This is a genomic window from Psychrobacter sp. KFRI-CH2-11, assembly GCF_038239325.1.
GTDB lineage: Bacteria > Pseudomonadota > Gammaproteobacteria > Pseudomonadales > Moraxellaceae > Psychrobacter > Psychrobacter celer.
In genome coordinates this window covers 2,848,139-2,875,101 of the sequence record NZ_CP151283.1, presented here as the reverse complement: position 1 = coordinate 2,875,101, position 26,963 = coordinate 2,848,139, and the positions used below count along the sequence as shown (strand labels likewise).

Sequence of the window (26,963 nt, the reverse complement as noted above, 5' to 3'; positions counted from 1 at the left end):
TCACAAACCATTCATAAGGAAAATGATATGACAGCCAGCCGCACTGCCAAAACCATAGAAACTGCTCGCGCAAACGACCACTATCCACATCTATTCGAGCCATTAGATTTAGGCTTTACCACCTTAAAAAACCGTCTGGTCATGGGCTCGATGCACACCGGCCTTGAAGACCGTTTTTATAATTATGGCAAGCTGGCGGCTTATTTTGCAGAGCGCGCAAAGGGCGGCGTGGCGATGATGATCACAGGTGGTATCTCGCCCAATCGCGAAGGTTGGCTGCTACCCGCTGGCGGCACCATGAATAGCAAAATGGACGTCATCAACCATCAGCGCGTCACTCGTGCGGTACATAAGTTTGATAGCAAAATTATCATGCAAATCTTGCACAGTGGCCGCTACGGTTATCATCCATTTATCGTGTCATCAAGCCCCATCAAATCACCCATCACGCCGTTTAAACCGCGCAAGATGAGCGTCAAAAACATCGAGCAAACCGTCGAGGACTACGCACGCTGCGCCAAGCTTGCCAAGCAGGCAGGCTATGATGGTGTTGAGATTATGGGCTCAGAGGGCTACTTGCTCAACCAGTTTTTATCTCGTCATGTCAATAAACGCAGCGATCAATACGGCGGTGATATCAATGGCCGTATGAAGTTTGCTGTCGATGTGGTCAAAGCCGTTCGTGCGGCGGTGGGTGAAGACTTTATCATTCTGTTCCGTTTGTCAGTGATTGACTTGGTCAAAGACGGCAACGTCATGGACGAGGTCATCACAGTCGCCAAGGCACTAGAAGAAGCGGGCGTCACCATTATGAATACCGGTATTGGCTGGCATGAAGCACGCGTCCCGACTATCGTCACCAGCGTGCCGCGCGCCGCTTTTGTCGATTTCACCGCTGAGATTAAAAAGCACATCAGTATCCCAATGATGGCAGCCAACCGTATCAACATGCCAGAGACAGCAGAGGATATCGTCGCCAGTGGTCAGGCGGATATGATTCAGATGGCGCGTCCGTTCTTAGCCGATGCGCACTGGGTTAATAAAGCCAAAAATGGTCAGACGGATCGCATCAATACTTGTATCGCTTGTAACCAAGCCTGCCTCGACCATACGTTCGAGAATAAACGCTCGACTTGTCTGGTCAACCCACAAGCCTGCTATGAGACGGAATTGGTTTATAAGAAAACCAAAAATCCAAAAAAAGTCGCAGTCATCGGTGGCGGCGTCGCTGGTATGTCAGCCGCTCATGTCGCGGCATTGCGTGGGCATGACGTGACATTATTTGAAGCCAAAGACGTCTTGGGCGGTCAGTTTAACTATGCCAAAGTCATCCCTGGTAAAGAAGAGTTTTTTGAGACCATTCGCTACTATATCAATGAGCTTGAGCACTTAGGTGTTGAGATTAAACTCAATACCAAAGTCGATAAAGCCATGCTTGAGAAAGCCAAGTTCCATCATGTTATTGTCGCGACAGGCGTAGTCCCAAGAAGCCTTGAAGGCAAGCTAGAAGGTGCTGAGCTGCCACAAGTCATCAGCTATGCTGAGCTGCTATCGGGCGAAAAATCAGTTGGCGAGACGGTTGCAGTCATAGGCGCAGGCGGTATTGGCTTTGATGTCAGTGAATATCTGACAGCCAACCACGGTCAATCACTTGATGAAATCGGCCCTGACGTGCTAAAAGATCCAAGCTATCGACCAGAGCCGCAGTCTATCAGCGAGTGGCGCGCAGAGTGGGGCGTGACCTCTGATACGAGTTACCAAACCGAGGGCGGCTTGATTAAGCCTGAAGCCATTAAGCCGGTTCGCCAAGTGTACTTGATGCAGCGCACTAAAGGCCGTCTGGGTAGCGGACTCAATAAAACCTCTGGCTGGGTGCATCGCGCTCATATTAAGTCGCACGGCGTCATCCAAGTTGCTGGCGTACAGTATGATAAAATCACCAACGAAGGCATTTGGGTGACCAATGCCCAAGGTCAAAGCCAGCTGCTGCGTGTCGATAGCGTGGTGGTCTGTGCCGGTCAAGAATCCGTGGTAGAGTTGATGCCAAACGTTGGCGATGCGCCAGACGCGCAGTATCATTTGATTGGCGGTGCAAAGCTCGCCGCTGAACTAGATGCCAAACGTGCGATTCGTGATGGCGCTGAGGTTGCGGCGAGTATTTAGTCAGACGTTCTAACGAGTATGCATAGGCTGAGTTTTAGAACAGTCAGCCTAGCAAGTTTAAATATAAAAAACGGCAGAAAGTATTCTCTGCCGTTTTTTATTAACCTTCCATCTCACTAGTCAGCCACTTAGACACGTCATCAATTTGCGCTGCCAAATCAGCATGAGCCTTACCTAATTCAGCAAGCTTGGCTTTTATCTCATGTCTATCATATTTGATATCAGTCAATGTCTCTTTTAATAGATCAATTAATTCAACGTTTAGCGCATCAGAGAAGATAACCACATCGCGTATCACTGCTTGCTTCACATCAAGGTGCAAATCAATAATGCCCCAATCAAATCGCGTCTCGATATGATGGCTAAATTCAGGCGTCTTACCAAAGCGCCAATCCCAATCTGCCATTTGTTGATAGTATTTATTGAGAGCTGGCTGCTTGGCGAGACTGGCTTCATCCAACTCTTCTACTGGCGCGGTATCATTATAATATTCGTAAAACGCTTCGATAATCGCATCCGATAAAGTCTCGTGATTGATATTCTCATTAAACTCAACCAAGTTTGCCACGCGCGCACGAACCGATTTAATGCCTTTGGCTTTGAGTTTAAGCGGATGCGGATTGAGATAGTCGCCGAGCTTTTGCATGTTGGCATTGACGAGTAACGTACCATGATGAAAGCTGCGATCGGCGGCATGTTTAAAGGCGCTGCCGGATATTTTCTTATCACCAACTTGCATGTCGTTGCGCCCAGATAAATCCGCCTCTATGCCCAATTTCTTCAGCGCATTAATAATAATGGTAAAGTTTGCGTCTTGGTCATAGTCGTTTTTGGGTGATAAAAAGGTAAAGTTGGTATTGCCCAAATCATGAAACACCGCACCGCCACCACTTTGCCGCCGCGCCAAAAACACCTCGTCTGCTTCCATCTTATCGATTTTGCATTCCACCCACGGATTTTGCGAGCGGCCAATGACCACGGTCTCGCTATTGCGCCATAGGAATAATGTGTGCGAGTCTGCGTCGAGGGTATTAAATATCCAATCTTCGGTGGCGAGGTTAAACCACGGGTTGGTCACGGCGGATTTTAGGATGCGTAGTTTCATTTTTTGTCCTTTTTCAATTATTTAAAAGCAGTATGAAAATTAATCACGATTAAAGTGAACTTATGTCTCTAATTAGATTGTTTTGTTAATCTACATAGGTATAATGTTGCTACAATATTACACTTAATATTAAGCTTTATTTTGTCATTAGCTTTAACAATCCGCATTCCATTTAGGACATTAGACCATGAATTCGTTATTATCATTTGATTCTTTCATTACACCCAGAGTTATCACTATTATATATTGGCTATCGCTATTTGCCGTTTTTGTTGGCGGAATTAGTGTGATGTTCTCAGGTATGGGTGCGGCAGGATTTTTTGCAGGGTTAATGGTTATGGTGTTTGGTGCAATCTCTGTCAGAGTGTATTGCGAGCTTATTATGGTTATATTCCGCAATAATAAATACTTAAAGACAATCAGTGAGAAAAGTCAACGGTAAGTAAGCGCTTGAAAAAAAGTGTTCGGTCTTAACAAGCTGTGCCTAAGTAGGTTAGCGCATATATAGCCCACCGTTTAAGACCAAACATGATTTTTGATATAGTCATAGCAGTTTTATCTTAATTCACAATAGGCATAAATATATTTATAAAGAAATGCTACCAAGAGGTTTTTCCACCTAAGAAAATTCTAAAACTCTAACACCCTACCCAAAATCTTCTTTTAAAACCCTCGCCATATTCCGCTCAGCAAGCCCAGTGATAAATACATACGGATTGACCCCAGCGCTACCGGGGATGAGCGCGCCGTCTTGCACGTAGATATTCTTATGCCCTTTGACGCGGCCTACGTCATCAGTCGCCAAGCCGAGCACACAGCCGCCTAGCGGGTGATAGCAAAAGTCATCACCGAAGCCTTTGGTAAACAGCAAGTTTGAAGTCGAGCCGCCATTTACTTTGGCGAGTTTGTCGATCAGCTCTTTAGCAGCGTTCACCGAATACTCGTTTTGCTCGCGTTTCCAGTTGAGTTTCACGGTTCTGCTGGCTTTGTCATAGTAGTAATTGCCGCGCTCTGGATTGTCCGTAATGGCAAGATACAGCGTCGTCCACGTCTCAAGGCCGAGTGGTAGGGGCGCAAGCTCAGCAAAGATTTTATACTTAGAGCCGTCTCTGTCGCCGTCCCACATATTGATGCCCTTGACTGGAATGGTCGATTGGGTAGTCCCCGCGGCATGGACGAAATTGCGCCCCGTCATGATGTTGCCATTAGGGCCCCAATGCTGGCCAATGTGTTTGTTTAGGTTATTCAGCTTGCCTTCGGCTTGGCTTTTGAGCAATAGCTCTGAGGTGCCGGTACTACCAGCGTTGAGGAACAGTTTGTCGCAAGTGTAATGCTCGATACTAGCGATGTTATCGATGCCGCCCGTGGTATTGAGGACATGAACTTCTAATCTGAGTTGCTCATTATCGAGCGCTTGGATGCTATTGACTTTGCGTAGGGTTTTTACCGTGACATTGCCCGTGACTTCGGCATCTTTGAGGTAGGTTAAATCAAGTGAGAACTTGCCAGCGTTATTGCCGTAGATGACTTCACCGCCGAGTGCTGAGGCATAGACTTCGCCACGCGCTTCCTTTTGCATGTAATCAAAGTCATAGCTGTTGCCAAAGAATTCGGTTTTCATGCCTGCTCTCTCTGCTTGGCGTTCCGCAGCGCGGGTAAATTCGTAATGCTCGGATTCATTAAAAAACGACTCAGGAATTTGGCTGACTTTCAGGTTTTTCATGGCACGGGGAAAATAAGTATCGTACATCTCGTCACTATCTATCCACGGAAAGACGGTTTCAAAATGCGCGCGCCTTGGCTGGATAGCAATTGCGCCATTGACGATAGAGCCGCCGCCGTAGGCGCGTCCAGCAAAAACTTTCATCTCGTCATACTCAATCAAATCTAACACGCCGGGATATTTCTTAATAGGAATGGGAATCGGAATCGGGGCGTTTGGCATATTGCTAAACCAGCTGGAGCGTTTATCGGCGCTGATCATTTTGCAAAAGGTATCGTGCTCAGGCGTTCTGTCCCAGCGCATGCCCATCTCAAGTATCAGTACTTTATGGCCTTGCTCGCTTAAGCGCAGTGCCGATACCGCGCCGCCGTAGCCACTACCGACGATGATGTTAGGAAAGTGACCCGCTTGGGTGACAGTCGTAGGCAGTTTTGGCTGCTTGGCGAGAGTTTGGCAACCGCTGATGGCTGCAGAGGTGCTGACGGCTCCCAGCCCTAAGCCCATGGCTTTGATAAGTTGACGACGCTGCATAAGCTTCCTGATGGTCTGATTTATCTAATGAACGAGAGTCTAGCAATATTACCTTACTTTATTATTTCTTGGTGACAGTTTGTGCGATGTCTGCCGTCTCAGTGACATATCGTGCATAAAAAACGGTGCATGACGCGAGGAAGGGGCAGTCAAATATACGATGCGACTTGACCTAGATGACAAGTTGGCTTAGAATTTGTTTCAATGTACTAGAACAAAGGTACAACTAAATTTGTTAACCAAGTTTGTTACAGTCAAATCTGTTTTTAATGAAAAAATCACGGCGTCACATCAAATAGATATAAGGGTTCACGATGACAACAAAAAACACCGCCAGCAGCCATACCACACAAAACCATAATACAAAAAACGTAACAGACAGCTACGGTCTGCACCAATCAATCTTGCCGAGTAATGACGGGCTATATGGCGAGTTCGGCGGCAAAATCGCTCATCCTCAGCTGGCTCAAGCCATGAGTGAGATCGAAGCTGGGTTTCGCAATATCATCAAAGACGATGATTTTATCACTGAGATGCAGCGCTTGCGTGAGACGTATGTGGGCAGACCAAGTCCGATATTTCATGCTAGGCGACTAAGCGCACACTGTGGCGGCGCACAGATTTATTTTAAGCGTGAAGACCTCAACCATACGGGCGCGCACAAGATCAACCACTGCCTAGGTGAAGTCTTACTCGCCAAAAAACTGGGCAAAACCAAAGTCATCGCCGAGACGGGCGCAGGCCAGCATGGGGTAGCACTAGCCACGGCCGCGGCGCTGATGGGCGTGGAGTGCGAGATACACATGGGTGTGGTCGATATCGAAAAAGAACATCCAAACGTCAGCCGTATGCAAATCTTGGGTGCCAATATCGTGCCTGTCTCGCATGGAGCGGGGACGCTAAAAGAAGCGGTCGACAGTGCTTTTGAGACGTATCTCAATGAGCTGGACACCAGTATGTTTGCCATTGGTTCGGCGCTCGGGCCTGCGCCATATCCAGAAATCGTCAGCTACTTTCAGTCAGTGATTGGCCGTGAGGCACGCGTACAGTTTTTGGACGCTACTGGAAAATTGCCTGACAAAGTAGTCGCTTGTGTCGGCGGCGGCTCCAATGCCATTGGTCTTTTTAGCGGGTTTTTGGGTGATAACAGCGTAGAAAAAATAGGGGTCGAGCCAGCTGGCGAGGGGTTGGAGACGGCCAATCATGCTGCCACCATGACACTTGGAGTCAAAGGCGAGATTCATGGGTTTAAATGCTACGTGCTACTCGATAAAGACGGCGAGCCTGCGTCTGTGCATTCGATCGCCTCTGGTCTGGACTATCCAGGTGTCGGCCCGCAGCACTCACTCTTGAAGGATAACAATCTGGCCACTTATGAGTCGGCGACAGATGCAGAGTGCCTAGAGGCATTTATGGCGCTATCGCGGCTTGAAGGCATCATACCTGCTCTAGAGACGGCACACGCCATCGCCTATGCGATGCGTGCGGCCAAAGACATGTCGCCTGATGAGACGATTTTGGTCAATTTATCAGGCCGCGGTGACAAAGATATTGATTTTGTCTTAGACAAAGTGGATTTGTCAAAATAACAATCAGATGTCGATATTTAATCGCTACTTACGCTATGTTCAATACGTCCTAAGCTGTTATCATTGCCATGTTTTATCACATGGCATTTTTTATGACTGCTAAGACAGTCTCAGCGCTAACTAGGACGAACCCATGAGCAAACGCGATCTCATTATTTTTATCACGCTGTCGTTTATGTGGTCGCTGTCGTTTGTTTTTTATCGCATTGGCGTGCCTGAGTTTGGCTCATTAGCGTTTGCCAGTCTACGGGTGATATTTGCTGGACTGGTGATGCTGGTGTTTGTCATGGTCAATAAGAAAAACCGTGACGGTCTGCGCGATCATTGGCAGCTGCTGGCACTCGTCGGTATCTTTTCTGCGGCACTGCCCTTTATGCTATTTTCTTTTTCAGCACAGTCGGTCAATGCAGGAGTGTTGGCGGTGCTCAATGCCTCTGTGCCAATGATGAGCGGCTTTATCGCCAGTACTTTTTTTAAAGACCGGCTGTCCAAAAGACAAGTGCTGGGCTTAGTAATCGGCGTAATCGGAGTCGCTATTTTGATGAGCGAAAGCTTGTTTGCTGGCGGTGTCTCAGAGGCCGGATTGGCTAACGGTTTGTTGCCGATGGGCTATGCGCTACTTGCCTGCGTCGGCTATGCAGTCGGAGCCAATATCACCCGTCATTATTTATATAATGTCTCACCCGTGGCCATCACTGCAGGCTCGCTGATCATCGCCAGTATTTTGATGCTGCCTGTGGCCTTTTATGCTTTTCCTTATGATCAGAGCATCAGCGCCAAGGCGTGGGTGTCGGTGGTTTGTATAGGTGTCTTTTCTACAGCGATTGCCCTCATCTTTATGAACCAATTGATCAAAAATATCGGACCGACGCGGGCGACGAGCATCACTTTGGTGATTCCGATTTTTGCCATTATCTTGGGCTATGTGCTGCTGAGCGAGGCGCTAGATACCCGCGCCATCATTGGCTCGGTGGTGATATTAATCGGTACCTATCTGTCGCTTGAGCTGTCGGTTAAAAAACTGCTGAAATCCTAAAGTCGCGCAGGCCATCTCATCGCTGAAAGGTAAGGATTTGCAGTCAAATACTAGCAGCCAAATACCATGTCAAGCCCGCGGCGGCGTGGTTAATTTGCGCCTCCGATCATGATCAGCTGAATAGGGAAGGTAATGATGTCAAAGGCTTTGGCAAGAGGCATCAACGCCTTTAGCCTTTTTTCTTCTGCCAACGTGGTGTCTGGCTGATAATGATAAAACGTCAGGGCGATTGGCTGAGCAAAACGGTAAGGCAGCGTCTCGCTATTTTTAATGGCCGGTGCTACCGTGACGGGCAGACGCCGCAAGGTTTTTGTACAGCGGGTCATGCCGCCAGCAAAGCCATCGTGACACGTAAAGCCAGCGTCCTCAAGCTGATCCGTTTCACCGGCGGCGAGCTGCTGCGTTGATTTTTCATACCCTAGTCTCAAAGCCATACAGCCCTGCACTGAGGGGCAGCCGCTTTCACCAACTCTTATCGCAAAATGCGGCGTGTCTTTTGTTGGCATGGGTTTAAAGGAAAAATGCGCCAGATCGACGTGATTCAGTATAGCTGTCAGCTCAGGGTCTTGGTTTGCGCTTTGTACTAGATAGCTGTGTTTTTCCCCTGCAAACACAATCGCATTATCCACGCCCTCAATAGGCGCGCTAGGCTTACCAACGGCGATGAGTCTATCGGTCAGCTGCTCGTCCGCGACCCATTTTGCGTCTTCTTGTCGCATTAGCTGATAGTCGAGCTTTTCTGTCGCAAGACAGCCGCTCAAGGCCAACATAAGCCCCACACTACAAGCCGCTGGCAAGTATTTTTTTGCAAGGTGTTTTCGATACTTTGTTTGGGGCGCTTCGGTTGGCGTTTGCATGTTTTTTCTCTGTTCGATCGATGTTTTTGATACGTTAAATACGCGATATTGCCACTATTTAATACGAATAAAACACCGCCTATTGGATGACGGCGTTGCTTTCATATTGACAAATGTTAGCTTTCTCTATTTAATCGAGAGACACACAAGCTAGGGATAGGACGGTGGTCTCGCGTTTTGTCCTATCTTAGCGTTTTTTACTGACAAAAGGATATTGTCATGACATCTCTGCCATCTGCACGGTTGGCTCGCACGGTTGCGACTTCTCGTTTTTCTTATTTTAATCCAGCCTCACGATATCTGCTGGCGGCCAGTAGTCTCACCGCACTGAGTCTGAGTTTAAGTATCAGCGCTGCGCATGCCGCTGGCCTAGAGTATAGCAAGCAGTCTGTTGCGCCGTTTTTTGAGCCGGGCAACTATGCTGAGCTGTCCTACGCCTATATCGATCCAAAAATCGAAGGCACCGATATCGCCGGCAACAAAATCGACGACATGATGGATGATTTCGACTTGCCTGGAGCGGCGATAAAAATTGCACCGACCACCAACACCGCGTTGGCGCTGATTTACGAAAAGCCTTTTGGAGTCGATACCAAATATCCAGCAGGCAATATATTTAATAATGAAATGGGGCCGACAGAGGCGCGCATCGAGACGACAGGTATCACGTTATTGGGCGGCGGTAAGGTAACCAACAATATCTGGCTGTATGGCGGGCTTGAGCACCAGACACTAAAGGGTAAAGTCACAGGCGCGCAGCCTGTGGGCATGACTACGGCAGTGGCGGAAGTGCTGGATCTGGTCGGTGCCGCGTTTGGCGTGCCAACTCTGGCGGAGTATAACAATCTGGTCGATAAGCAAAACAACGGCACCATTAGCGCAGCGGAAGCAGCAGCGTTAGAGACGGTCAATGGTCTTGCCACGCCAGTGGCAGAAGCGCCGACCTATTATACGCTGGACTTTGAAGACAAAAGCACCCTCGTACCAGTACTGGGCATGGCTTATGAGATACCCAAGATTGCCCTACGAGCGGCATTGACCTATCGTGCGCCTGCCAAGTATCAGGTGGCAGGGGTGGAGAATTTGCAAGTGATTTTGCCGCCTGCTGCTGGCGGTGATGGGGTCACGCCCAGCCCTGCTACCGATGAGGTTGCCTTACCATTATCCGGTAAGTCAGAGGTAAAAATGCCGCAATCGCTCAACTTTGATTTTCAAACCGGTCTGAGTGAAAAATACCAGCTACTTGGGATGCTCAATGCGCGCTGGGTGGACTGGAGCGATTTTAGCGTGACGCCGCCGGTGGCTACCGTGGCCACACAAGAGCCGCTCGCCGCTTACAAAAAAGATGGCTACGCAGTCGAGGTGGCACTGGGTAAGCAATTTAACCCACAGCTCTCAGGAGAGATTCGCGCCGGTTATGACCATGGCACTGGCGCACCGCTTAGCTTATTGGGGCCTTATGACGCCATCACCACCTTGGGACTGGGCGCACAGTATAAGCTTAGCGAGCAATTGAGCGTTTCTGCCGGTGGCCAGTACATGTGGTTTGAGGGTGGCCCTGTCGATACCAAGGTCGATGGCCGTGTGGCAAATATCGACGACGGCACTGGCTACGCGCTGGGCATGAAGCTTGGCTACCACTTCTAGTGCTTTTTATGCAGCGGCTTGCGCGTCTATGCACACAATACCTGTCAAGCAGTCCTTGCTATCTGCTGGCTGCGGTAGCGCGAGGTTTAGGGCGCGGCTTAATTGATAGCGGGCGATGTTGTCTTTATTGATGTTATCGCCGCCACGTTCACCGCTAGCAGGTATCGGATAGCTCTGCTGGCGCTCGCTCGCCGTCTGCTGCATAAATGCCAAAAAAGTCTGTGCGTCTTTTGCCAGCTGACTATTTGGACGGCTGGCCAGCTGCTGGAGCAGCCTATCATTTGTAGGCTGAGTCAGTGTTCGTATGTCATCATCTGTCCACCGCGTACGCTCTGAGCCAAAAAACAGTAGATATCGATACAGCGTAAATAACCGTTTGGCATCATCATAAAAATAGCTGTCAGGATAGCGCGCCATAAAACCCTCCCAAAACACCGCGCGCTCAGCCACAGTATCAAAGGGTATGGTAATCGCGGCATCAAACCACAGCTTGTGCTGGTTGTCCTGCCCCATACGCTGGATAAAATCACGCTGATCGTCTGGCAGATAAGGGGTAAATATCTCTGCCATGGCGGTCAGATCATGATAAAACTCAAAGTTGCCTGCGCCGATATAGCGTACCTCGATATCAGAGCGGCCCATGACCAGACCAATGAGATAGCGAACCCGTGGCGGCACTTGTTTTAGTTGTGCCACGGTGATTTTTTCGCCGCGCTCGACGGCATTCATCACTGTAAAAAACGCGGCGCTGTCGGTCGGACGATTAAACTGCAAAAAACGCTGATACATCGCTTGATACTCGATCAGCAGTTGCAGCACTTCGGTATTATTGGCGCTTGGTAAGCACGTTTGTATCTGGCGCTGCACTGTGTGAATGCTTTCTGCCTGACTTTTATGATCGATGGCGTTTATGGTGCCGTGTAGTTTGGTACAGATTAGCTGCTGTTTTAGGGTTTCTTCAGATAGCGCCACCAGTGCTTTGGTCAGCGCTTTTGGCGTTCTGGCTTCTGTTAGCTTGGGCGTGTCAGTAGTGGTCGGCACAGGGGCGCTTGGTGATTCGGTGGTTGGCGCATCCGTAGCGGTATCCTCCAATGGGGTGCTATCTGCTGCCGGTGGCTGACAAGCGCTGATGCCCACGCACAATAGTCCAAGCACCATACTGTATGCCAATTTGCTTTTTTGTCTAAACTGCATCCCCTTTATACTCTATCGCATGACATATCTATAGTCGATTCTAAAGAAAACAGATACATTATATGTCAACGTGGAACTGGGATAAATTTTCCTTGCGTGCTGTGCCTGCGCTGCTCGATGCTGCATAAAACTCATCCCAGTCCCACTGTATTGTTTTTATACTGAACTCACTATAGTTTACTTATCAGTGAGGTGTTTTTGTTTGTAACGCTTGCTTGAATAAACCCATCCGCTCCCTATAAAGATAACGGTCGTTCAATATGACTTTTTATGTCTCTATTCGGTCGCAGCGCATATCGATACGAAGCGCACCGATACCATAATAAGTCTGCATGACAAAGCATTGAGCGACGTGATAGCGATGTATCTGATTTATTTAGCGTCGACTATAATCAGCAGCATAATAACGAACATTCACCAATAACGACAAACACCATAGGGCACAATATGGCACACGATAATTTATTTGAACCCGTAAAAATGGGCACCCAAACCCTAAAAAACCGCATCATTATGGCACCTCTGACCCGTCTGCGCGCAGTCGAGCCAGGCGATGTGCCGACCGCATTGGCAGGCGAGTATTATTCGCAGCGCGCAGGGGCAGGGCTGGTCATCACCGAAGCGACGCAGGTGTCCTTTCAGGCCAAAGGCTATGCTGGCGCGCCTGGTATTCATACGCCAGATCAAGTCACTGCATGGAAAGCTGTGGTCGATAATGTCCATGCCAAAGGCGGCAAAATCGTCGTGCAGCTGTGGCACACAGGACTGGTCGCGCACAAAAGCGTGCAGCCAAATGGGCAAGCGCCGATCTCCGCCTCCGATGTCAAGGTCGGCGCTCGAACCTCACTGCGTGATAGCAACGAGCAAGCGATCCGTGTGGAGGCCACGCCGCCGCGTCCAGCCACACTAGATGAGATAGAGCAAGTGATCAAAGACTTTGCGCAAGCGACAAAAAATGCCAAAGAAGCGGGGTTTGATGGGGTAGAGATTCATGGCGCTCATGGTTATCTGCTGCATCAGTTTTGGGTTGAGCAAACCAATAAGCGCGAAGATGCGTATGGTGGTAGTCGCGAAAACCGCGCGCGTTTGACGCTCGATGTCATCGATGCTTGTGTCGATGCATGGGACGCCGATCATGTCGGTATTCGTGTGTCACCGCAAGGCTCGTTTAATGGCGTAGATGCTGGCTACGATGAAGACGATAATATTTGGCTGATCGAGCAGATCAATGCGCGCGGCCTGATGTACCTGCATATCTCAGAGCCTGATTGGGCGGGTGGTACGCCTTATACCGAAGGCTTCCGCCAGCGTATCCGCACAGCGTTTGACAACATGATTATCGCAGCTGGCGGCTATACTGCCGAAAAAGCGTCGCAAAATATCCAAGCCGGCTACATCGATGCGGTGGCATTTGGTCGCGACTATATTGCCAACCCCGACTTGGCCGAGCGTATCCGCCAAGCGGCGCCGCTTAATGAGCAGCATCCGCAGACTTTTTATGGTGGCGGCAGTGAGGGCTATACTGACTATGCGTTTTTGAATAAAAAACAAGCCTAACGTCGCGATGACTAACTTTAAATCTTAAGCGTTAAAAAGCCGCTTTACATCTTTGTAAAGCGGCTTTTTTATGAGAAATTCGATGTTAGGACTTCGATATTTGTTAATTTTGACAGATCCTTTAGTAGGGTGTGTCCTCATTTTTAGCCCATTTAGATGGCTATTGATTGAATTGAGATACGCCCTAGTATCGACGATATAGCGGTCATTGACATAGCGGCGACTGATACAGGGGTTATTGACCAAAACGACCCGCTTGATAATCACGCAAGGTTTGATGCAGCTCTTCTTTGGTATTCATGACAAAGGGTCCGTGGGCTGCTACAGGCTCGCCGATAGGCTCACCGCTAAGTAGCAGCAGTTTGGCAGACGTTTCGACAGGCGTTTTTTGGATAGGCGCTTCGACAGGAGTAGCGTCCAGCTCGTCAGTGTGAGCGGCGAGAAGGCACAGCTCAATACGGTCATGAGTTGCCACTTGCTCCGCCGCCATCTCAGCGCGGTGCTGGGTAGGCGCGGCAAATTGTATCAAATGACCCGCACTGATGGCGGTGCCATTCACCAGCACCTCGCCTTCTTGTACCAGCAGGAGCACATTGTGGGTATTAGGGAGCTGTAGCGTCGTTGCACCTGCACGGTGTAGTGCGATGTCCCAGAGGTTGATGGGCGTAAAGGTACTGGCCGCCCCTTTGATGCCTTGCCAATCACCAGCGATAATCGCCGCTGTGCCAATCGCTGTTTGATGATTACTATCTGCTGTCAGCGTCACCATCGGCATGTCGGCGCGCTTGATGCTCTGATATTTTGGCGCTGTTAGTTTATGAGCGCTCGGCAGATTGACCCACAGCTGTACCATGCTAAAGAGCCCGCCGCGCGCACCAAACGCCTCAGAGTGAAACTCCTCATGCGTGATTCCGCGCCCTGTGGTCATCCACTGGGCATCACCTGCCAAAATATCGCCGCGACCGCCGGTCGAGTCAGCGTGGCTGATCTCACCTGCATACGCGACAGTCACTGCCTCAAAGCCTTTGTGCGGATGTTGTCCGATGCCGTGCGGCTTGGTCTGATAATGAGGGTTTGGGGCAAAGGTGGTCGGCTGGCCATAGTCAAATAACAAAAACGGGTCAGTATGGCGATAGTTAATGTCGGAGTCATTATCCAAATGGTTGATTAAGGTTTTTACATAAAAACCATCACCTATCCAGTGCGGCGCTTTGTCACCATGAATATGTTTGATCGGACGCATGTATCACCTCATAAAAATAGTATATGGCTTATGCAGCATAACGGGAGCCAAGCGTCAGATGCCCCAATGTAGTATTATCTTACTATATATTCAAAATAACACATATTATGCTTGTTTGAGTCATTATCTCACTGACGCAAGATTGGTTGGGTTGGGTTTTTTGCACAGAGCAAGAGCAGTGGAGGCATGATAATGCGGCTTATACCACTTATACTACCTCGCCGCATACATGGCCACTGGCCCACGCCCACTGAAAATTATAGCCGCCCAGCCAGCCGGTGACGTCTAACACCTCACCGATAAAATATAAGCCCTCTTGCAAATTGCTTTGCATGGTCTTTGATGATACCTCGTCGGTGGTCACCCCGCCGCGTGTGACCTCGGCGGTGCGGTAGCCCTCGGTGCCAGAGGGTTTGAGCTGCCAGCTGTTGAGCGCCGCGCCCAGCTCCAGTAGCCGCTCGTCCTTGATATTGGCAAGCTCGGTTTCTTTGATATCATCCCACAGATGCGCTTGTAGGGCGGAGAGCAGTTTTTTGGGTAGCGGGCTGGTGGTATGGTCAGCCAAAACGGTACGAACCAGCTGGCGCGGATGGGATTTTTTGTGAGCAAGCAGGAGCGCAGTCATATCAGTATCTGGCAGCAGGTTGATACGGATGGTTTCTCCAGTATGCCAATAGTTTGAAAGTTGAAGCATGGCAGGGCCTGAGAGCCCGCGATGGGTAAATAGTAGCGGCAGTCTAAAGGAGATGCGTTCATTGCTGGCAATTACCGGTAGGCTGATGCCTGCCAGTGAGCGGATAAGCTCGCCAGTCTGATCGGTAAAGGTAAAAGGCACGAGGCTGGCATCGGTTGCCACCAGAGTATGATCAAACTGCTGCGCCAGCTCATAGCCAAGACCACTGGCACCCATCGTCGGAATCGACAAGCCGCCCGTTGCCACCACCAGCGACTCACAGCGGTAAGTGGTTTGTGGCAACGTCGGCGAGCTTGTGGCCTCTTTTCTTGCTTGCTTTTCTTTTTTACTCAGCGATCTGCTGGTGCTCAACTCAAAGCGTGCACTGTTGGCACTATCGATCGGTTTTACGCCATCAATCTGTGTACTAAGCTTGATATGCACACCGGCTGCCGCGCACTCATCTAGCAGCATGGTCACGATGTCTTGGGCTGAGTCGTCACAAAATAGCTGACCGTGCTCACGCTCATGATAGGGAATATGGTGCGCCGCTACCATACCGATAAACTCCCAATTGGAATAACGGCTCAAGGCCGACTTACAAAAGTGCGGATTGTCGCCGATAAAATGGCTCGGCTCGACGACATAGTTGGTAAAATTGCAGCGTCCGCCCCCTGACATGAGGATTTTCTTGCCTGCTTTATTGGCATGGTCGAGCACCAGCACGCGGCGACCACGGCGACCAGCGGTAAGCGCACAGTATAGACCGGACGCGCCCGCACCGATGATGATGACGTCGTAATGGGTAGAGTGGGAAGCGGGACGATGGTTACTCATGGGGATCTCATAAATAAAAAGGGGTGGAGGATGCGCGTGACGTCTAAATCAGCCCATATAAAGGGAAGCTGAACAGGTTAAGTAAGTGACAACAGCCAAAAACCCTCATCGGCGAAAAAAAGCCAATATAGGCGCGTGTCATCGCCGCTGGCGTGTAGCTATTGTCCATATTTCATATCAGGTTACAAGGATTAAATGTAATGGTGTAGTCGCGCGCCAGCAATAAGCAAGTATACGGTTGTACAGTGAAATTGTTATGAATGGGCGTTGATGCCTTGCAACCGTCCCGCTTATTTGTCAAACTAACACAGAGTGTCACACATTATGGAAGATGACTCTTATTGCTTGTACAGGCAGTCGCGCGCGGCGGTTTGTGCGAGTCATAATAATGAAAAAGGATGAATACTATGACGCAAAAATCATTTCCTGTTGCAGACGACTTTCTTGCCGCCGCCAATACCAGTGCGGAGCAATACCAAACAGACTACCAGCAATCTATCGAATCTCCTGAGAGTAATGATGCCTTTTGGGCACAGCGTGCCGAGCTGGTCGATTGGATAAAAAAACCCACCAAAATCAGCGACGTCAGCTATGATTTGGACGATTTTCGTATCAAATGGTTTGAAGACGGTCAGCTCAATATCTCTGTCAACTGTCTCGATCGTCATCTAAAGACCCATCCTTACAAGCCTGCCATCATTTGGGAAGGCGATCATCCGTCACAGCATAAAATCATCTCATTTAAAGAGCTGCACGAAGAAGTCTGTCGGTTGGGCAATGCACTGCGCAAGCTGGGTGTCGAAAAAGGCGATCGAGTGACCCTATATATGCCGATGATACCAGAGGCGATGATCGGTATGCTGGCCTGTACCCGCATCGGCGCAGTACACTCTGTGGTATTTGGCGGTTTTTCTGCCGAGAGCTTGGGCAATCGCTTGGTTGATAGTCGCTCCAAAGTCATCATTACCGCAGACGAAGGCGTGCGCGGCAATAAACACACCCCGCTAAAAGCCAACGTCGATCGGGCGTTGGACATGGATGGCACCGACACGGTCACCAACGTCGTCGTCGTGCACCGTACTGGTAACTCAGTACCGATGAGTGGCCGCCGTGACATTTGGTACCATACCTTAATCGATGGCGAGTCTGAGCATTGCGAGCCTGAAGTGATGAATGCCGAAGACCCGTTGTTTTTATTATATACCTCAGGCTCCACGGGTAAGCCCAAAGGCGTGCTGCACACCACAGGCGGCTATCTGACGTATGCCATCTCAACTTTCCGTGACGTGTTTGATGTCAAAGACGATGACGTCTATTGGTGTACGGCGGATGTCGGCTGGGTGACGGGGCATACTTATACCACTTATGCACCCCTTGCCAATGGTACGACGACCGTGATGTTTGAGGGGGTGCCTGAGTATCCAACGTGGGCGCGCATTGGTCATATCATTGATAAGCATGACGTGACGATTTTGTACACGGCGCCGACAGCGATTCGAGCGATGATGAAAGAGGGCGATGCCTTTGTCCGTGAGTCGGATCGCTCCAGCCTACGCTTGCTGGGTACGGTCGGCGAGCCAATCAACCCAGAGGCTTGGGACTGGTATTATCATATCGTTGGTAGTGGCAAATGCCCCATCGTTGATACATGGTGGCAGACTGAGACAGGCGGTATTCTCATGGCTCCCATACCAGGTACAGTGGCGCCAAAACCAGGGGCGGCGATGAACCCGCTATACGGTATCAAGCCAGAGATTGTCAATAGTGATGGCGAGGTTTTAGAAGGCGCTGCCGAAGGCAATCTGGCAATTAAAAGCAGCTGGCCGGGGCAGATGCGTACGATTTATAACGACCATGAGCGCTTTTTAAAGACATACTTTAGTGAGTACCCAGGTTATTACTTTACAGGGGACGGCGCGCAGCGCGACGAAGATGGACACTACTGGATCACCGGCCGTGTCGATGATGTGCTCAATGTCTCAGGCCATCGCTTAGGCACAGCGGAGATCGAAAGCGCGGTGGTGGCGCATCCGGCGACCGCTGAGGCGGCCATCGTCGGTATGCCGCATGAGATACGCGGCATGGGGGTCTGTGCTTTTATTATCCTAAAATCTGGCGAGGCGGCCACAGAGTCGCTAAAAGCCGAGCTAAATCGCCATGTGCGTACAGAAATCGGTCCGATTGCCAATCTTGATGCCATCTATATCGTCGATGCACTGCCCAAAACCCGCTCAGGCAAGATCATGCGCCGTATTTTGCGTAATTTGGCTGCAGGGCAGTATGTGGGTTTGGGCGACTTATCCACGCTTGCCGATAGCTCAGTGATCAATCAGCTGGTTGAGGTGGTCAAGGCGGAACGCGGTGAGTAAGCAGGCAGATAATTAAGCAATAGTATCAACAATAAAAGAAGCCATGTTATCGACGGTAGCATGGCTTCTTTACGTAGATGATATTGATATCAGCAGGTTTTAGGGGTTCAATAGCTTTTATGAGCTTCGCTGCCTGTATATGGCCTGTCTTCACATGACGGCCTGCATATGCTGGCTTACGCATATTATTTTTGATCAAAACACCACAAGGCCGACTGTCGTTATGTCTGAGCACACTCTACACTCTTGCCATCCTGCCGATACCGCCGCACCGACTATCGCCATCATCGGTGGCGGGTTGACGGGACTGTTTACCGCCACTTTGTTGGAGCGTGCGTTTGGTCACACGCCTGCTACCCAGCCAATGCCGCAGCTGACGATTTTTGAAAAATCACGCAGCGTGGGGCGTTTGGCCACCCGATATCGCCGCGACAGCCAAACGCATAAAAACTGGCAATGGGCGTTTGGGGCGCAGTTTTTTACTGCAAAGACCACCAGCTTTCAGCAGTTTATAGCGCCATGGCTCGACGTGGGTATGATACAGCCGTGGTGTGCCAACGTGGTCGAGCTGATCGCTGCCCATACGGCGGGTCAGCGGCCCTCTACCATAAAAAAAGAGCGCTGGAATACCGAGCAAGCCCGCTATATAAGTACCCCAAAGATGACCAGTTGGGGGCGCGCGCTGGCAGGCGAGCTACAGCACACCACCATGCGCTTTCAAACCCGTGTGGCACCACTGGCGCAGTACACTGAGCCAGCAGCTGGCGAAAATAAGCAACAAACTAAGCAAAAGACTGAGCTGTTTGATGAAGCAGGCCATAGTCTTGGGCTATTTGACTGGGTGATCTGTACCGCGCCAAACGTGCAAGCGGGCGAGCTGATGGCTGGCAGTGGCTTTGACAAACAAGAGAGTATCAGCGCCATCAAGATGCAAGCTTGCTACACGCTGATGCTCGGCTGGGATGAAGGGCAGGCGCTTCCCGCGGCGCTGACGGATGCAGAAGACGGTGGCAGATGGGACGTCGCTTATGTCAATGATTCGATCATCGATAGGATATTTATAGAGCAGCGAAAACCTGCCCATGAAACGCTGCTACCGAGTATCACCATCCATGCCCGCAACGACTGGTCCGAGCAGCAGGTCGATGAAGAGATAGAGCCTGTACAAGCTGCGCTATTGACAGCAGCGCAGCATGCTTTGGGCTGGGATGATGCCTGTGCTCTCACACAGATCGACTGTCATCGCTGGCGCTATGCCGCGACGCGCTCCGATGCGCAAACCCCCGCCCAAGGCGTACTCACTGATTCGTCTCGTCAATGGATCGTCAGTGGCGACTGGTGCGGACAAGGCAATATCGAGAGCTGCTATCACATGGCGCAGCAGACAGCTGATGTGATCTGCGCCGCGCTTGCAGGGCGGTGCGTTGCTACCCCTTGATAATGACAGAGGGCATTTATAATAACCGGCGCTGGGCGGGAGGCCCGTTGGTAATATCCAAGGAGGAGATGCTATGTTTGGATTCGATATAGACTTAGACCTCATGCAGTACCACTTTTTTCAATTGGGTATTGCCTTTATTTTATCATTGCCCATCGCGCTCAACCGCGAGATGAAAGACAACGGCGCGGGGCTGAGGACGTTTCCGCTAGTGACGATAGCCTCTTGTGCATTTATGCTGGTGGGTATGGATATCTATGAATCAGCAGGTGAGGCGAGGATTATGTATGCCATCATCACGGGTATGGGTTTTATCGGCGGCGGGGCGATATTTAAAAACGAGATGGGTTCAAAAGGCACTGCCACGGCGGCCAGTTTATGGAACACGGGCGCAATCGGTATTTCGGTGGCCTATGGTCGCTACGAGATTGCCATTATTCTGTCAGCGGTTGGTTTTTTGATTTTGCAGTTTTCTGAGCCCTTTAAGAGCAAAAAAGAAAAAGACACCCCATAATCTGCTGTAGAAAACCTACCAGCCAAAAAAAAGCCCACAGAGGAGGTGCTGTGGGCTGAGGAAAACTGGACAGGTAGCAAAATCGTGCTACAAGGCAGTGGTGGTGTCTTGTTGTTATTATGCGGTTATTACGTGTTTTCATCGACACTGCATGGCACTAAACACATCAGTAGTATGCTTAAAAGTACTGTATATGGCCGTGTTGGTTCTTATCTACAAAGAGCTCTAAAAAGATATCTTCAGTACTGACTATACTTACTAAGATTAGGGCAATTATAATCCGTTCAATAGGCAGATATATTTACTTACATATTTAAGTGTACAAGTGTTTTATTTTGCATGGCCATCATAACGCAACTGATGGTGACTTGGCTACGATTCGGCGATTTTGGTTACATGACATTACGTTTTATCTTTGGGGGCAGTATAAGAGATGGCATGACGGCTTGCCCGAAAAGTGCTAAGCTATCTGCCATTATTATGTCTATATAAAACTGGGTTTGCCATGACTGAGAGTACGCATTTGCATACGCAGGAACCACCAAGTAAGCAAAATACCAAAAGTATTTTTAACTTGCCAAACAATCTGACCATTGCTCGTATCTTAATGATTCCGCTGTTTGTAGCCATTGCTTACTGGCCGCCAGCGATGGGAATTGGCATGCCTGCCATCTCAGATAATGTCATCGCGCGGGTAGGGATGAGTGAGTTTAGCGATAGCTTACTGCGCCATTTATTATTGACGGGTGTGTTTATCTTAGCGGCGATTACCGATTGGCTCGACGGTTATTTTGCTCGTAAGCTCAATGTCACCTCAGCCTTTGGCCGCTTTTTGGACCCTGTCGCTGACAAGCTGATGGTGGCGGCAGCTTTGATTATCCTCGTGCAGTGGCACCCAAATATCATCATGGCCATCGCAGCGATTGTGATTATCTCGCGTGAAATCGCGGTATCGGCGCTACGTGAGTGGATGGCTGAGCTGGGCAAAAGCACCAGTGTGGCGGTCTCTTATGTCGGTAAGCTCAAGACCACTTTTCAGATGGTAGCGATTACCGTACTGCTGCTAAACTGGGAGTCGCTTGAAACCATTGGTTACGCGCTTATGGTGGCCGCCGTGGTTTTGACGCTATGGTCGATGATGATTTATCTAAAAGCGGCGTGGCCGTACCTCAAACAAAACGGCTGATATTTAACTGTGTCTATATATTTAACTGTGTCTATAAAGTCATCTACAGGTCAAAGACCCTAGTTTTTAATACTCGATATCAGCACATAATCCTCAACACATCATACTTAACACCTAATTCCCAGCAAAAAAACGCCAGTCGCATCAGCCACTGGCGTTTTTTGCTATGGTTATCGCTTATATTTATACTTCTTATTATTTAATACTTCTTATAGCGCGATTGCCTCTATAGTTATAGCGTTACTGAATTGTTTTCCCCCAGATTGGTCGCTTTTTTGCCATCCATGACCACAGCGGTGGTCATCTTAAACATATTGACCACTGAGCTACCACTGAGCCAATATTCAGCGCCATGTGGCACGACTTTGATGAGCTGGACATTTGGGTCTTCTTTGCCTTGCTCGTAGAATGCATTATAAATCGGCGACCATAGCTCATCGAGCTTTTCTTGGTCTTCGACCAGTTCGGCTTTACCATTGATCGAGACGTAATTTTTGGCATCTTGGCTGACATAAGCCAAGTTTACTTGTGGGTTTCTTTCGATGTCTTTGACGGTTTCGGTGGTTTTATCACCGATAAACCAAATCTCTTTGGCACCGATGCTGGTTTCACTAGTGGTCATCGGGCAGGCATGCAGGTGGTCTTCATGCGTACGGGTGGTCATCATGGCAAATTTGACATCTTTTACCAATTCTTGCACTTTATCGATATGGTCTTGTCTACTCATAGGGATTTCCTTTTCTTTATAGTTTGTTAGGGTTATAGATTGTTGATATTTGATAGTGTGTTATTTGATGGTGATGTCGATTGGCTTTGAGCAGAGGCTTTGGATAAAAATATAAAAGACCTCCGCTATCAAGCAACTGCCATCTAGCATAACGACTACTGGCAAAGCATTTATATAGGCTGCCAGTAATGCGATGTGACGGTTTGTAAGGACTATAAGTATTAGGTAAAAATTGTGACGGCATCCATCAAAGCTTGCTGCTTTGCAAATCCTCAATGCTAAACAGATAAGTCAAGTAAGACTATATGAGTAAGGCTATCTATGCATAAAACATCAATGAATGACAATGCGCCATGTGGCTCTAACGGACAAAAGGACAGTCATTAGCACAGCAGATTGCTGCTGCATCAGGTAAAGAAAGCTGTCACTTCGGCAATTTATCGTGGTTTTGGCCTGCTTATTATGGGGCTTCTTGTTATAATACGCAGACCATTTACTTTGCATGGCAGAGATGCCTTTCTTACGGATTATGCCTTTATGATGACCATCGCCGGACAACCGTTTCTTACCGATTTTCAGACGCAGCAACTCATCAGTCAGTTTCAGCAAAAGACCGAACTAAATGTCAGCCAGATCCATACTCAGCAAGTGTATGTGCTATCACGAAAGCTTGTTGATGAAGACGCGCAAAAAGCGCGGGACTTGCTGGGCGTCACAGCGGGCACTGAGCTTGTCGCCCCAGAAGCCAATCAGATACAAGTGATCGTCGGGCCACGTTTTGGGACGATCTCGCCATGGGCAAGTAAAGCGACCGATATTTTTAATAACTGCGACATCGCGCTCAATCGCACTGAGCGTGTCGTGGTATATACCCTCACCGTTGCAGGCGGCACTACGGGCACTGATGGCAAGCTGCCTGCTGCCGCTGAGCAGTTGTTATTTGACCGTATGACCCAGAGCTTGGTTTATGACTTAAACGACGTGAGCAAGTTGTTTGATGACGAACCACCAGCGGCGCTCAACCGTATCGATGTGATGGGTGAAGGACGCAGTGCCCTTGAGTCGGCCAATACCCAGTTTGGTTTTGCGCTATCGAGCGAAGACATCGACTATTTGATGAATGCCTATGTCAATGAGCTGCAGCGTAATCCGACCGACGTCGAGCTGATGATGTTTGCGCAGGCCAACTCAGAGCATTGCCGTCACAAGATATTCAACGCTGAGTGGACGATCGATGGCGAAGTGCAGCCAAAATCATTGTTTCAGATGATAAAAAACACCTATCAATCAAACCCGCAAGGTATCTTGTCTGCTTACAAAGACAACGCGGCGGTGATGGCAGGGGCAGAGGGGCTGCGTTATTATCCGGTGCCGACCGATGCGATGGATGCCAACTCAAGCCATCCGTATGACTTCCATCAAGAAGCCATCGATATTTTAATGAAAGTCGAAACCCATAACCACCCAACGGCGATTGCTCCTTATGCTGGCGCGGCAACGGGCGCAGGCGGTGAGATTCGTGATGAAGGCGCAACAGGCCGCGGCGGTAAGCCAAAAGCCGGTCTGACAGGCTTCCACGTATCGCACTTGCATATCCCTGAGATGCCTGAGAAGTGGGAGCAGTCTGGTCAATTAAGCACGCAGGATTACGGTACGCCAGATCGTATGGCCACCAGCCTTGAGATTATGACCGAAGCACCACTTGGTAGCGCCAACTTCTCTAACGAGTTTGGTCGTCCCAACCTATGCGGCTATTTCCGCAGTTTTCAGCTTGATACCTCGGCGGCAAAAGACGGCAGCGAGATGCGCGGCTATCATAAGCCAATTATGCTGGCGGGCGGTTATGGCAATATCAAACGCAACCTCATTGAAAAAAACGCCATTCGTGAAGGCGACCTGCTTATCGTCCTTGGTGGCCCTGCGATGCAAATCGGTCTGGGTGGCGGAGCAGCATCGTCAGTCGATAGCGGTGAGTTGGATGAAGGTTTAGACTTTGCTTCAGTGCAGCGTGATAACGCCGAGATGGAACGCCGCTGTCAAGAAGTCATCGATCGCTGCTGGGCCTTAGCGGGTAACGATGCTGACGCTAGTAATGCCAGTAAAGACGGCAACCCAATCGTCTCTATCCATGATGTTGGGGCAGGCGGCCTGTCAAATGCCATGCCTGAGTTGGTCGATGACCATGACATGGGCGCGCATTTAAACCTACGTAAAATCCCATCGCTAGAAGCAGGCATGTCGCCAATGGCCATCTGGTCAAATGAGGCGCAAGAGCGTTATGTCCTCGCGATTCGCCCAGAGAGTAAAGAGCAATTTGATGCGATCTGTGCTCGTGAGCGCTGCCCGTATGCTATCTTAGGTAAAGCGACTGAAATACGTCAGCTTGTCGTTAATGACGAATTACTACCTGAGCAGCCGGTTGATATGCCGATGCAAGTATTGCTCGGTGGCACGCCAAAGATGCAGCGCAGCTTTGAGCGTCAAGAGACTGAGTTGTCTGCACTGGACTTGGCTGATATCAGTTTAACCGAATCCATCAAAGACGTGCTACGTCATCCAACTGTCGCTAGCAAGTCTTTCCTTATCAGCATCGGTGACCGCTCGATCACCGGTATGGTGGTACGTGATCAGTATGTGGGCCGCTATCAAGTGCCAGTCGCTGACTGCGCGGTGACAGCATCAGGTCTGGTGGCGCTAGATGGTCAGCCGATGACTGGTGAGGCTATGAGTGTCGGCGAGCGTACGCCTGTCGCCCTTATCAATCCAAAAGCCTCGGCGCGTCTGGCGGTTGGTGAAGCCATTACCAATATCGCCGGTGCCCGTATCGCTCAGCTATCCGATATCACCATGTCGGCGAACTGGATGGCGGCATGTGGCGACGACGCGGAAGACGCGGCATTGTTTGACGCCGTTCACGCAGTTGGTGAAGAGCTGTGCCCGGCACTCGGTATCGCTATTCCAGTCGGTAAAGACTCGCTATCGATGCGTGCCAACTGGACGGATAATGATGAAGGTGAAAACCAAGACAAATCAGTCGTCTCGCCTATGAGTTTGGTCGTGACGGCCTTTGCACCGGTCGCTGACGTGGCAAAAACCCTCACCCCTGAGCTGGTCAACGGCGACAGTGCGTTTTACCGTATTGACTTATCTAAAGGCAAGCTGCGTCTGGGCGGTTCAATCCTCGCGCAAACGGCAAGCCAATTGGGCAACGAATGTCCTGACCTTGAAAAGCCAAGCGATTTAATCGATTTCTTTAACTTTATCCAAGCGGGTAACGCGCAAGGCGTCATTAGCGCCTATCATGATATTGGTGATGGTGGTTTGCTGGCGACGATTGCAGAGATGCAGTTCACCAGCCGTCAAGGTATCAAGCTGTCATTGGCTGATGATAACCTACTCGGTCAGCTGTTCAGTGAAGAGCTGGGCGCGGTCATCCAAGTGTTACCAGAAAACGTCGCAGCTTTGATGGAGCTAGCGGAGCAATATAACGTCGGTGATATGCTTAGCCTCGTCGGTCAAAGCACTGAAGAAGACAGCCTGCTTATTCAAACCCCTGCTCTTATGGGTGACGATACCCTACGCTTTAGCCGTTCTGAGCTACAACAAGAGTGGAGTCAGGTCAGCTATCAAATAGCGCGTCGTCGTGACAATCCAGCGTGCGTCCAGCAAGAGTATGACTTGATTAGCGATGCTAGCCATCAAGGGCTCATCGCTGCGCCAAACTTTGATCTCAATCAAAAAGTCGAAGAGCCATATTTAGCTAGCCGTGAAAACAAGCCAAGAGTCGCAATCCTGCGTGAGCAAGGCGTCAACGGTCAGACAGAAATGGCAGCAGGCTTTACCCAAGCAGGTTTTGAAGCGGTCGACGTGCACATGAGTGACTTGCTTGAAGGTCGTATCAATCTACGTGACTTCGATGGTCTGGTCGCTTGTGGTGGCTTTAGCTATGGTGACGTACTGGGCGCAGGCTCGGGCTGGGCAAATTCTATCTTGTTCCATGACGAATTACGCATGCAGTTTGTGCGCTTCTTTGCCCGTCCTGATACCTTCTCACTCGGTGTCTGTAACGGTTGTCAGATGATGGCGCAGCTCAAAGACCTCATCCCAGGCGCAGAAAACTTCCCAAGATTTATTGCCAATAAATCGGCTCGATTTGAAGCGCGTACCGTCAACGTCAAAGTTGAGCGCACCAAGTCTATCCTGTTCAAAGGTATGCAAGACAGCATCTTGCCAATTGCTGTGGCGCACGGTGAAGGCTACGCCACGCTGGACAACACCGAGATTGACGGTATGGCAAAACACGGTCAGCTTGCCATGCGCTTTGTCGACAGCCAAGGTCGTCCAACCGAGACGTATCCGCTCAATCCAAACGGTTCGCTCGGCGGTGTCACGGGTCTGTGTAGCACTGACGGCCGCGTCACCATCATGATGCCGCACCCTGAGCGTAATCTAAAAGCCTATAACCACAGCTGGAAACCAGAAGCGTGGGATGAGGACGGCGCGTGGATGCGTATGTTCCGTAATGCGCGGGCTTGGTTGCGTTAAAGTCGACTGAGTCGATTTAGAATATTGTT

18 protein-coding genes are annotated in these 26,963 nt (G+C 49.8%); 11 read left to right on the top strand and 7 right to left on the bottom strand.

What is annotated here, in order from left to right; translation table 11 throughout:
- The first annotated feature begins 27 nt into the window (after positions 1-27).
- Positions 28-2,163: an NADPH-dependent 2,4-dienoyl-CoA reductase gene (locus tag AADH33_RS11890; protein WP_348549012.1), complete on the top strand. Its 2,136-nt coding sequence runs from the start codon at positions 28-30 to the stop codon at positions 2,161-2,163.
- 100 nt (positions 2,164-2,263) lie between these two features.
- On the opposite strand, the gene AADH33_RS11885 is transcribed toward AADH33_RS11890, so the two are convergent.
- Positions 2,264-3,268: a lipoate--protein ligase gene (locus AADH33_RS11885; RefSeq protein ID WP_348549011.1), complete on the bottom strand. Its 1,005-nt coding sequence runs from the start codon at positions 3,266-3,268 to the stop codon at positions 2,264-2,266.
- A 187-nt stretch (positions 3,269-3,455) separates the two neighbouring features.
- Here AADH33_RS11885 and AADH33_RS11880 point away from each other — a divergent pair, with 187 nt between their 5' ends.
- Positions 3,456-3,710, top strand: a complete 255-nt coding sequence (locus AADH33_RS11880; protein ID WP_348549010.1) for a DUF4282 domain-containing protein — start codon at positions 3,456-3,458, stop codon at positions 3,708-3,710.
- Between the two features lie 204 nt (positions 3,711-3,914).
- On the opposite strand, the gene AADH33_RS11875 is transcribed toward AADH33_RS11880, so the two are convergent.
- The gene (locus tag AADH33_RS11875) at positions 3,915-5,522 is read right to left on the bottom strand and encodes a GMC oxidoreductase (RefSeq protein ID WP_348549009.1); all 1,608 of its coding nucleotides are present in this window, start codon (positions 5,520-5,522) and stop codon (positions 3,915-3,917) included.
- Between the two features lie 314 nt (positions 5,523-5,836).
- Here AADH33_RS11875 and trpB point away from each other — a divergent pair, with 314 nt between their 5' ends.
- Positions 5,837-7,111, top strand: coding sequence for a tryptophan synthase subunit beta (gene trpB / locus AADH33_RS11870; protein WP_348549008.1), 1,275 nt, complete (start codon positions 5,837-5,839; stop codon positions 7,109-7,111).
- A gap of 133 nt (positions 7,112-7,244) precedes the next feature.
- Positions 7,245-8,147, top strand: a complete 903-nt coding sequence (locus AADH33_RS11865; protein ID WP_100748769.1) for a DMT family transporter — start codon at positions 7,245-7,247, stop codon at positions 8,145-8,147.
- Positions 8,148-8,236: 89 nt separating this feature from the next.
- On the opposite strand, the gene AADH33_RS11860 is transcribed toward AADH33_RS11865, so the two are convergent.
- Positions 8,237-9,004 (bottom strand): hypothetical protein, encoded by a 768-nt coding sequence (locus AADH33_RS11860; protein ID WP_348549007.1) that lies wholly within the window; start codon positions 9,002-9,004, stop codon positions 8,237-8,239.
- A gap of 219 nt (positions 9,005-9,223) precedes the next feature.
- On the opposite strand from AADH33_RS11860, the gene AADH33_RS11855 reads away from it, so the two are divergent.
- Positions 9,224-10,651, top strand: a complete 1,428-nt coding sequence (locus AADH33_RS11855) for an outer membrane protein transport protein (protein WP_348549006.1) — start codon at positions 9,224-9,226, stop codon at positions 10,649-10,651.
- 6 nt (positions 10,652-10,657) lie between these two features.
- On the opposite strand, the gene AADH33_RS11850 is transcribed toward AADH33_RS11855, so the two are convergent.
- Positions 10,658-11,845: a hypothetical protein gene (locus AADH33_RS11850; protein ID WP_348549005.1), complete on the bottom strand. Its 1,188-nt coding sequence runs from the start codon at positions 11,843-11,845 to the stop codon at positions 10,658-10,660.
- 447 nt (positions 11,846-12,292) lie between these two features.
- On the opposite strand from AADH33_RS11850, the gene AADH33_RS11845 reads away from it, so the two are divergent.
- Positions 12,293-13,402, top strand: coding sequence for an alkene reductase (locus AADH33_RS11845; protein ID WP_348549004.1), 1,110 nt, complete (start codon positions 12,293-12,295; stop codon positions 13,400-13,402).
- Positions 13,403-13,637: 235 nt separating this feature from the next.
- On the opposite strand, the gene AADH33_RS11840 is transcribed toward AADH33_RS11845, so the two are convergent.
- Together AADH33_RS11840 and AADH33_RS11835 are read right to left on the bottom strand one after the other, a co-directional pair.
- Positions 13,638-14,645, bottom strand: coding sequence for a pirin family protein (locus AADH33_RS11840; RefSeq protein ID WP_348549003.1), 1,008 nt, complete (start codon positions 14,643-14,645; stop codon positions 13,638-13,640).
- A 208-nt stretch (positions 14,646-14,853) separates the two neighbouring features.
- Complete coding sequence (locus tag AADH33_RS11835; protein WP_348549002.1) at positions 14,854-16,155, bottom strand: NAD(P)/FAD-dependent oxidoreductase; 1,302 nt, start codon at positions 16,153-16,155, stop codon at positions 14,854-14,856.
- 407 nt (positions 16,156-16,562) lie between these two features.
- Here AADH33_RS11835 and acs point away from each other — a divergent pair, with 407 nt between their 5' ends.
- The 4 genes from acs to pgsA all read left to right on the top strand — a co-directional run bounded on the left by acs (position 16,563) and on the right by pgsA (position 21,662).
- Positions 16,563-18,524 (top strand): acetate--CoA ligase, encoded by a 1,962-nt coding sequence (gene acs, locus AADH33_RS11830; RefSeq protein WP_348549001.1) that lies wholly within the window; start codon positions 16,563-16,565, stop codon positions 18,522-18,524.
- A gap of 223 nt (positions 18,525-18,747) precedes the next feature.
- Positions 18,748-19,962, top strand: a complete 1,215-nt coding sequence (locus AADH33_RS11825; RefSeq protein ID WP_348549000.1) for an NAD(P)/FAD-dependent oxidoreductase — start codon at positions 18,748-18,750, stop codon at positions 19,960-19,962.
- Positions 19,963-20,035: 73 nt separating this feature from the next.
- Positions 20,036-20,476, top strand: a complete 441-nt coding sequence (locus AADH33_RS11820) for an MgtC/SapB family protein (protein WP_075102627.1) — start codon at positions 20,036-20,038, stop codon at positions 20,474-20,476.
- 505 nt (positions 20,477-20,981) lie between these two features.
- Complete coding sequence (pgsA, locus tag AADH33_RS11815; protein WP_075102629.1) at positions 20,982-21,662, top strand: CDP-diacylglycerol--glycerol-3-phosphate 3-phosphatidyltransferase; 681 nt, start codon at positions 20,982-20,984, stop codon at positions 21,660-21,662.
- Positions 21,663-21,894: 232 nt separating this feature from the next.
- Here the strand turns inward: pgsA and AADH33_RS11810 are convergent, their stop codons facing one another.
- Positions 21,895-22,389, bottom strand: a complete 495-nt coding sequence (locus tag AADH33_RS11810) for a pyridoxamine 5'-phosphate oxidase family protein (protein WP_348548999.1) — start codon at positions 22,387-22,389, stop codon at positions 21,895-21,897.
- 537 nt (positions 22,390-22,926) lie between these two features.
- On the opposite strand from AADH33_RS11810, the gene purL reads away from it, so the two are divergent.
- Positions 22,927-26,934, top strand: coding sequence for a phosphoribosylformylglycinamidine synthase (gene purL, locus AADH33_RS11805; protein WP_348548998.1), 4,008 nt, complete (start codon positions 22,927-22,929; stop codon positions 26,932-26,934).
- Positions 26,935-26,963: the final 29 nt, after the last annotated feature.

What these genes read in the sequence shown, in the direction of transcription:
- AADH33_RS11890 (WP_348549012.1), top strand. Translation starts at nt 28, where the DNA reads ATGACAGCCAGCCGCACTGCCAAAACCATAGAAACTGCTCGCGCAAAC.
- AADH33_RS11885 (WP_348549011.1), bottom strand. Translation starts at nt 3,268, where the DNA reads ATGAAACTACGCATCCTAAAATCCGCCGTGACCAACCCGTGGTTTAAC.
- AADH33_RS11880 (WP_348549010.1), top strand. Translation starts at nt 3,456, where the DNA reads ATGAATTCGTTATTATCATTTGATTCTTTCATTACACCCAGAGTTATC.
- AADH33_RS11875 (WP_348549009.1), bottom strand. Translation starts at nt 5,522, where the DNA reads ATGCAGCGTCGTCAACTTATCAAAGCCATGGGCTTAGGGCTGGGAGCC.
- trpB (WP_348549008.1), top strand. Translation starts at nt 5,837, where the DNA reads ATGACAACAAAAAACACCGCCAGCAGCCATACCACACAAAACCATAAT.
- AADH33_RS11865 (WP_100748769.1), top strand. Translation starts at nt 7,245, where the DNA reads ATGAGCAAACGCGATCTCATTATTTTTATCACGCTGTCGTTTATGTGG.
- AADH33_RS11860 (WP_348549007.1), bottom strand. Translation starts at nt 9,004, where the DNA reads ATGCAAACGCCAACCGAAGCGCCCCAAACAAAGTATCGAAAACACCTT.
- AADH33_RS11855 (WP_348549006.1), top strand. Translation starts at nt 9,224, where the DNA reads ATGACATCTCTGCCATCTGCACGGTTGGCTCGCACGGTTGCGACTTCT.
- AADH33_RS11850 (WP_348549005.1), bottom strand. Translation starts at nt 11,845, where the DNA reads ATGCAGTTTAGACAAAAAAGCAAATTGGCATACAGTATGGTGCTTGGA.
- AADH33_RS11845 (WP_348549004.1), top strand. Translation starts at nt 12,293, where the DNA reads ATGGCACACGATAATTTATTTGAACCCGTAAAAATGGGCACCCAAACC.
- AADH33_RS11840 (WP_348549003.1), bottom strand. Translation starts at nt 14,645, where the DNA reads ATGCGTCCGATCAAACATATTCATGGTGACAAAGCGCCGCACTGGATA.
- AADH33_RS11835 (WP_348549002.1), bottom strand. Translation starts at nt 16,155, where the DNA reads ATGAGTAACCATCGTCCCGCTTCCCACTCTACCCATTACGACGTCATC.
- acs (WP_348549001.1), top strand. Translation starts at nt 16,563, where the DNA reads ATGACGCAAAAATCATTTCCTGTTGCAGACGACTTTCTTGCCGCCGCC.
- AADH33_RS11825 (WP_348549000.1), top strand. Translation starts at nt 18,748, where the DNA reads ATGTCTGAGCACACTCTACACTCTTGCCATCCTGCCGATACCGCCGCA.
- AADH33_RS11820 (WP_075102627.1), top strand. Translation starts at nt 20,036, where the DNA reads ATGTTTGGATTCGATATAGACTTAGACCTCATGCAGTACCACTTTTTT.
- pgsA (WP_075102629.1), top strand. Translation starts at nt 20,982, where the DNA reads ATGACTGAGAGTACGCATTTGCATACGCAGGAACCACCAAGTAAGCAA.
- AADH33_RS11810 (WP_348548999.1), bottom strand. Translation starts at nt 22,389, where the DNA reads ATGAGTAGACAAGACCATATCGATAAAGTGCAAGAATTGGTAAAAGAT.
- purL (WP_348548998.1), top strand. Translation starts at nt 22,927, where the DNA reads ATGATGACCATCGCCGGACAACCGTTTCTTACCGATTTTCAGACGCAG.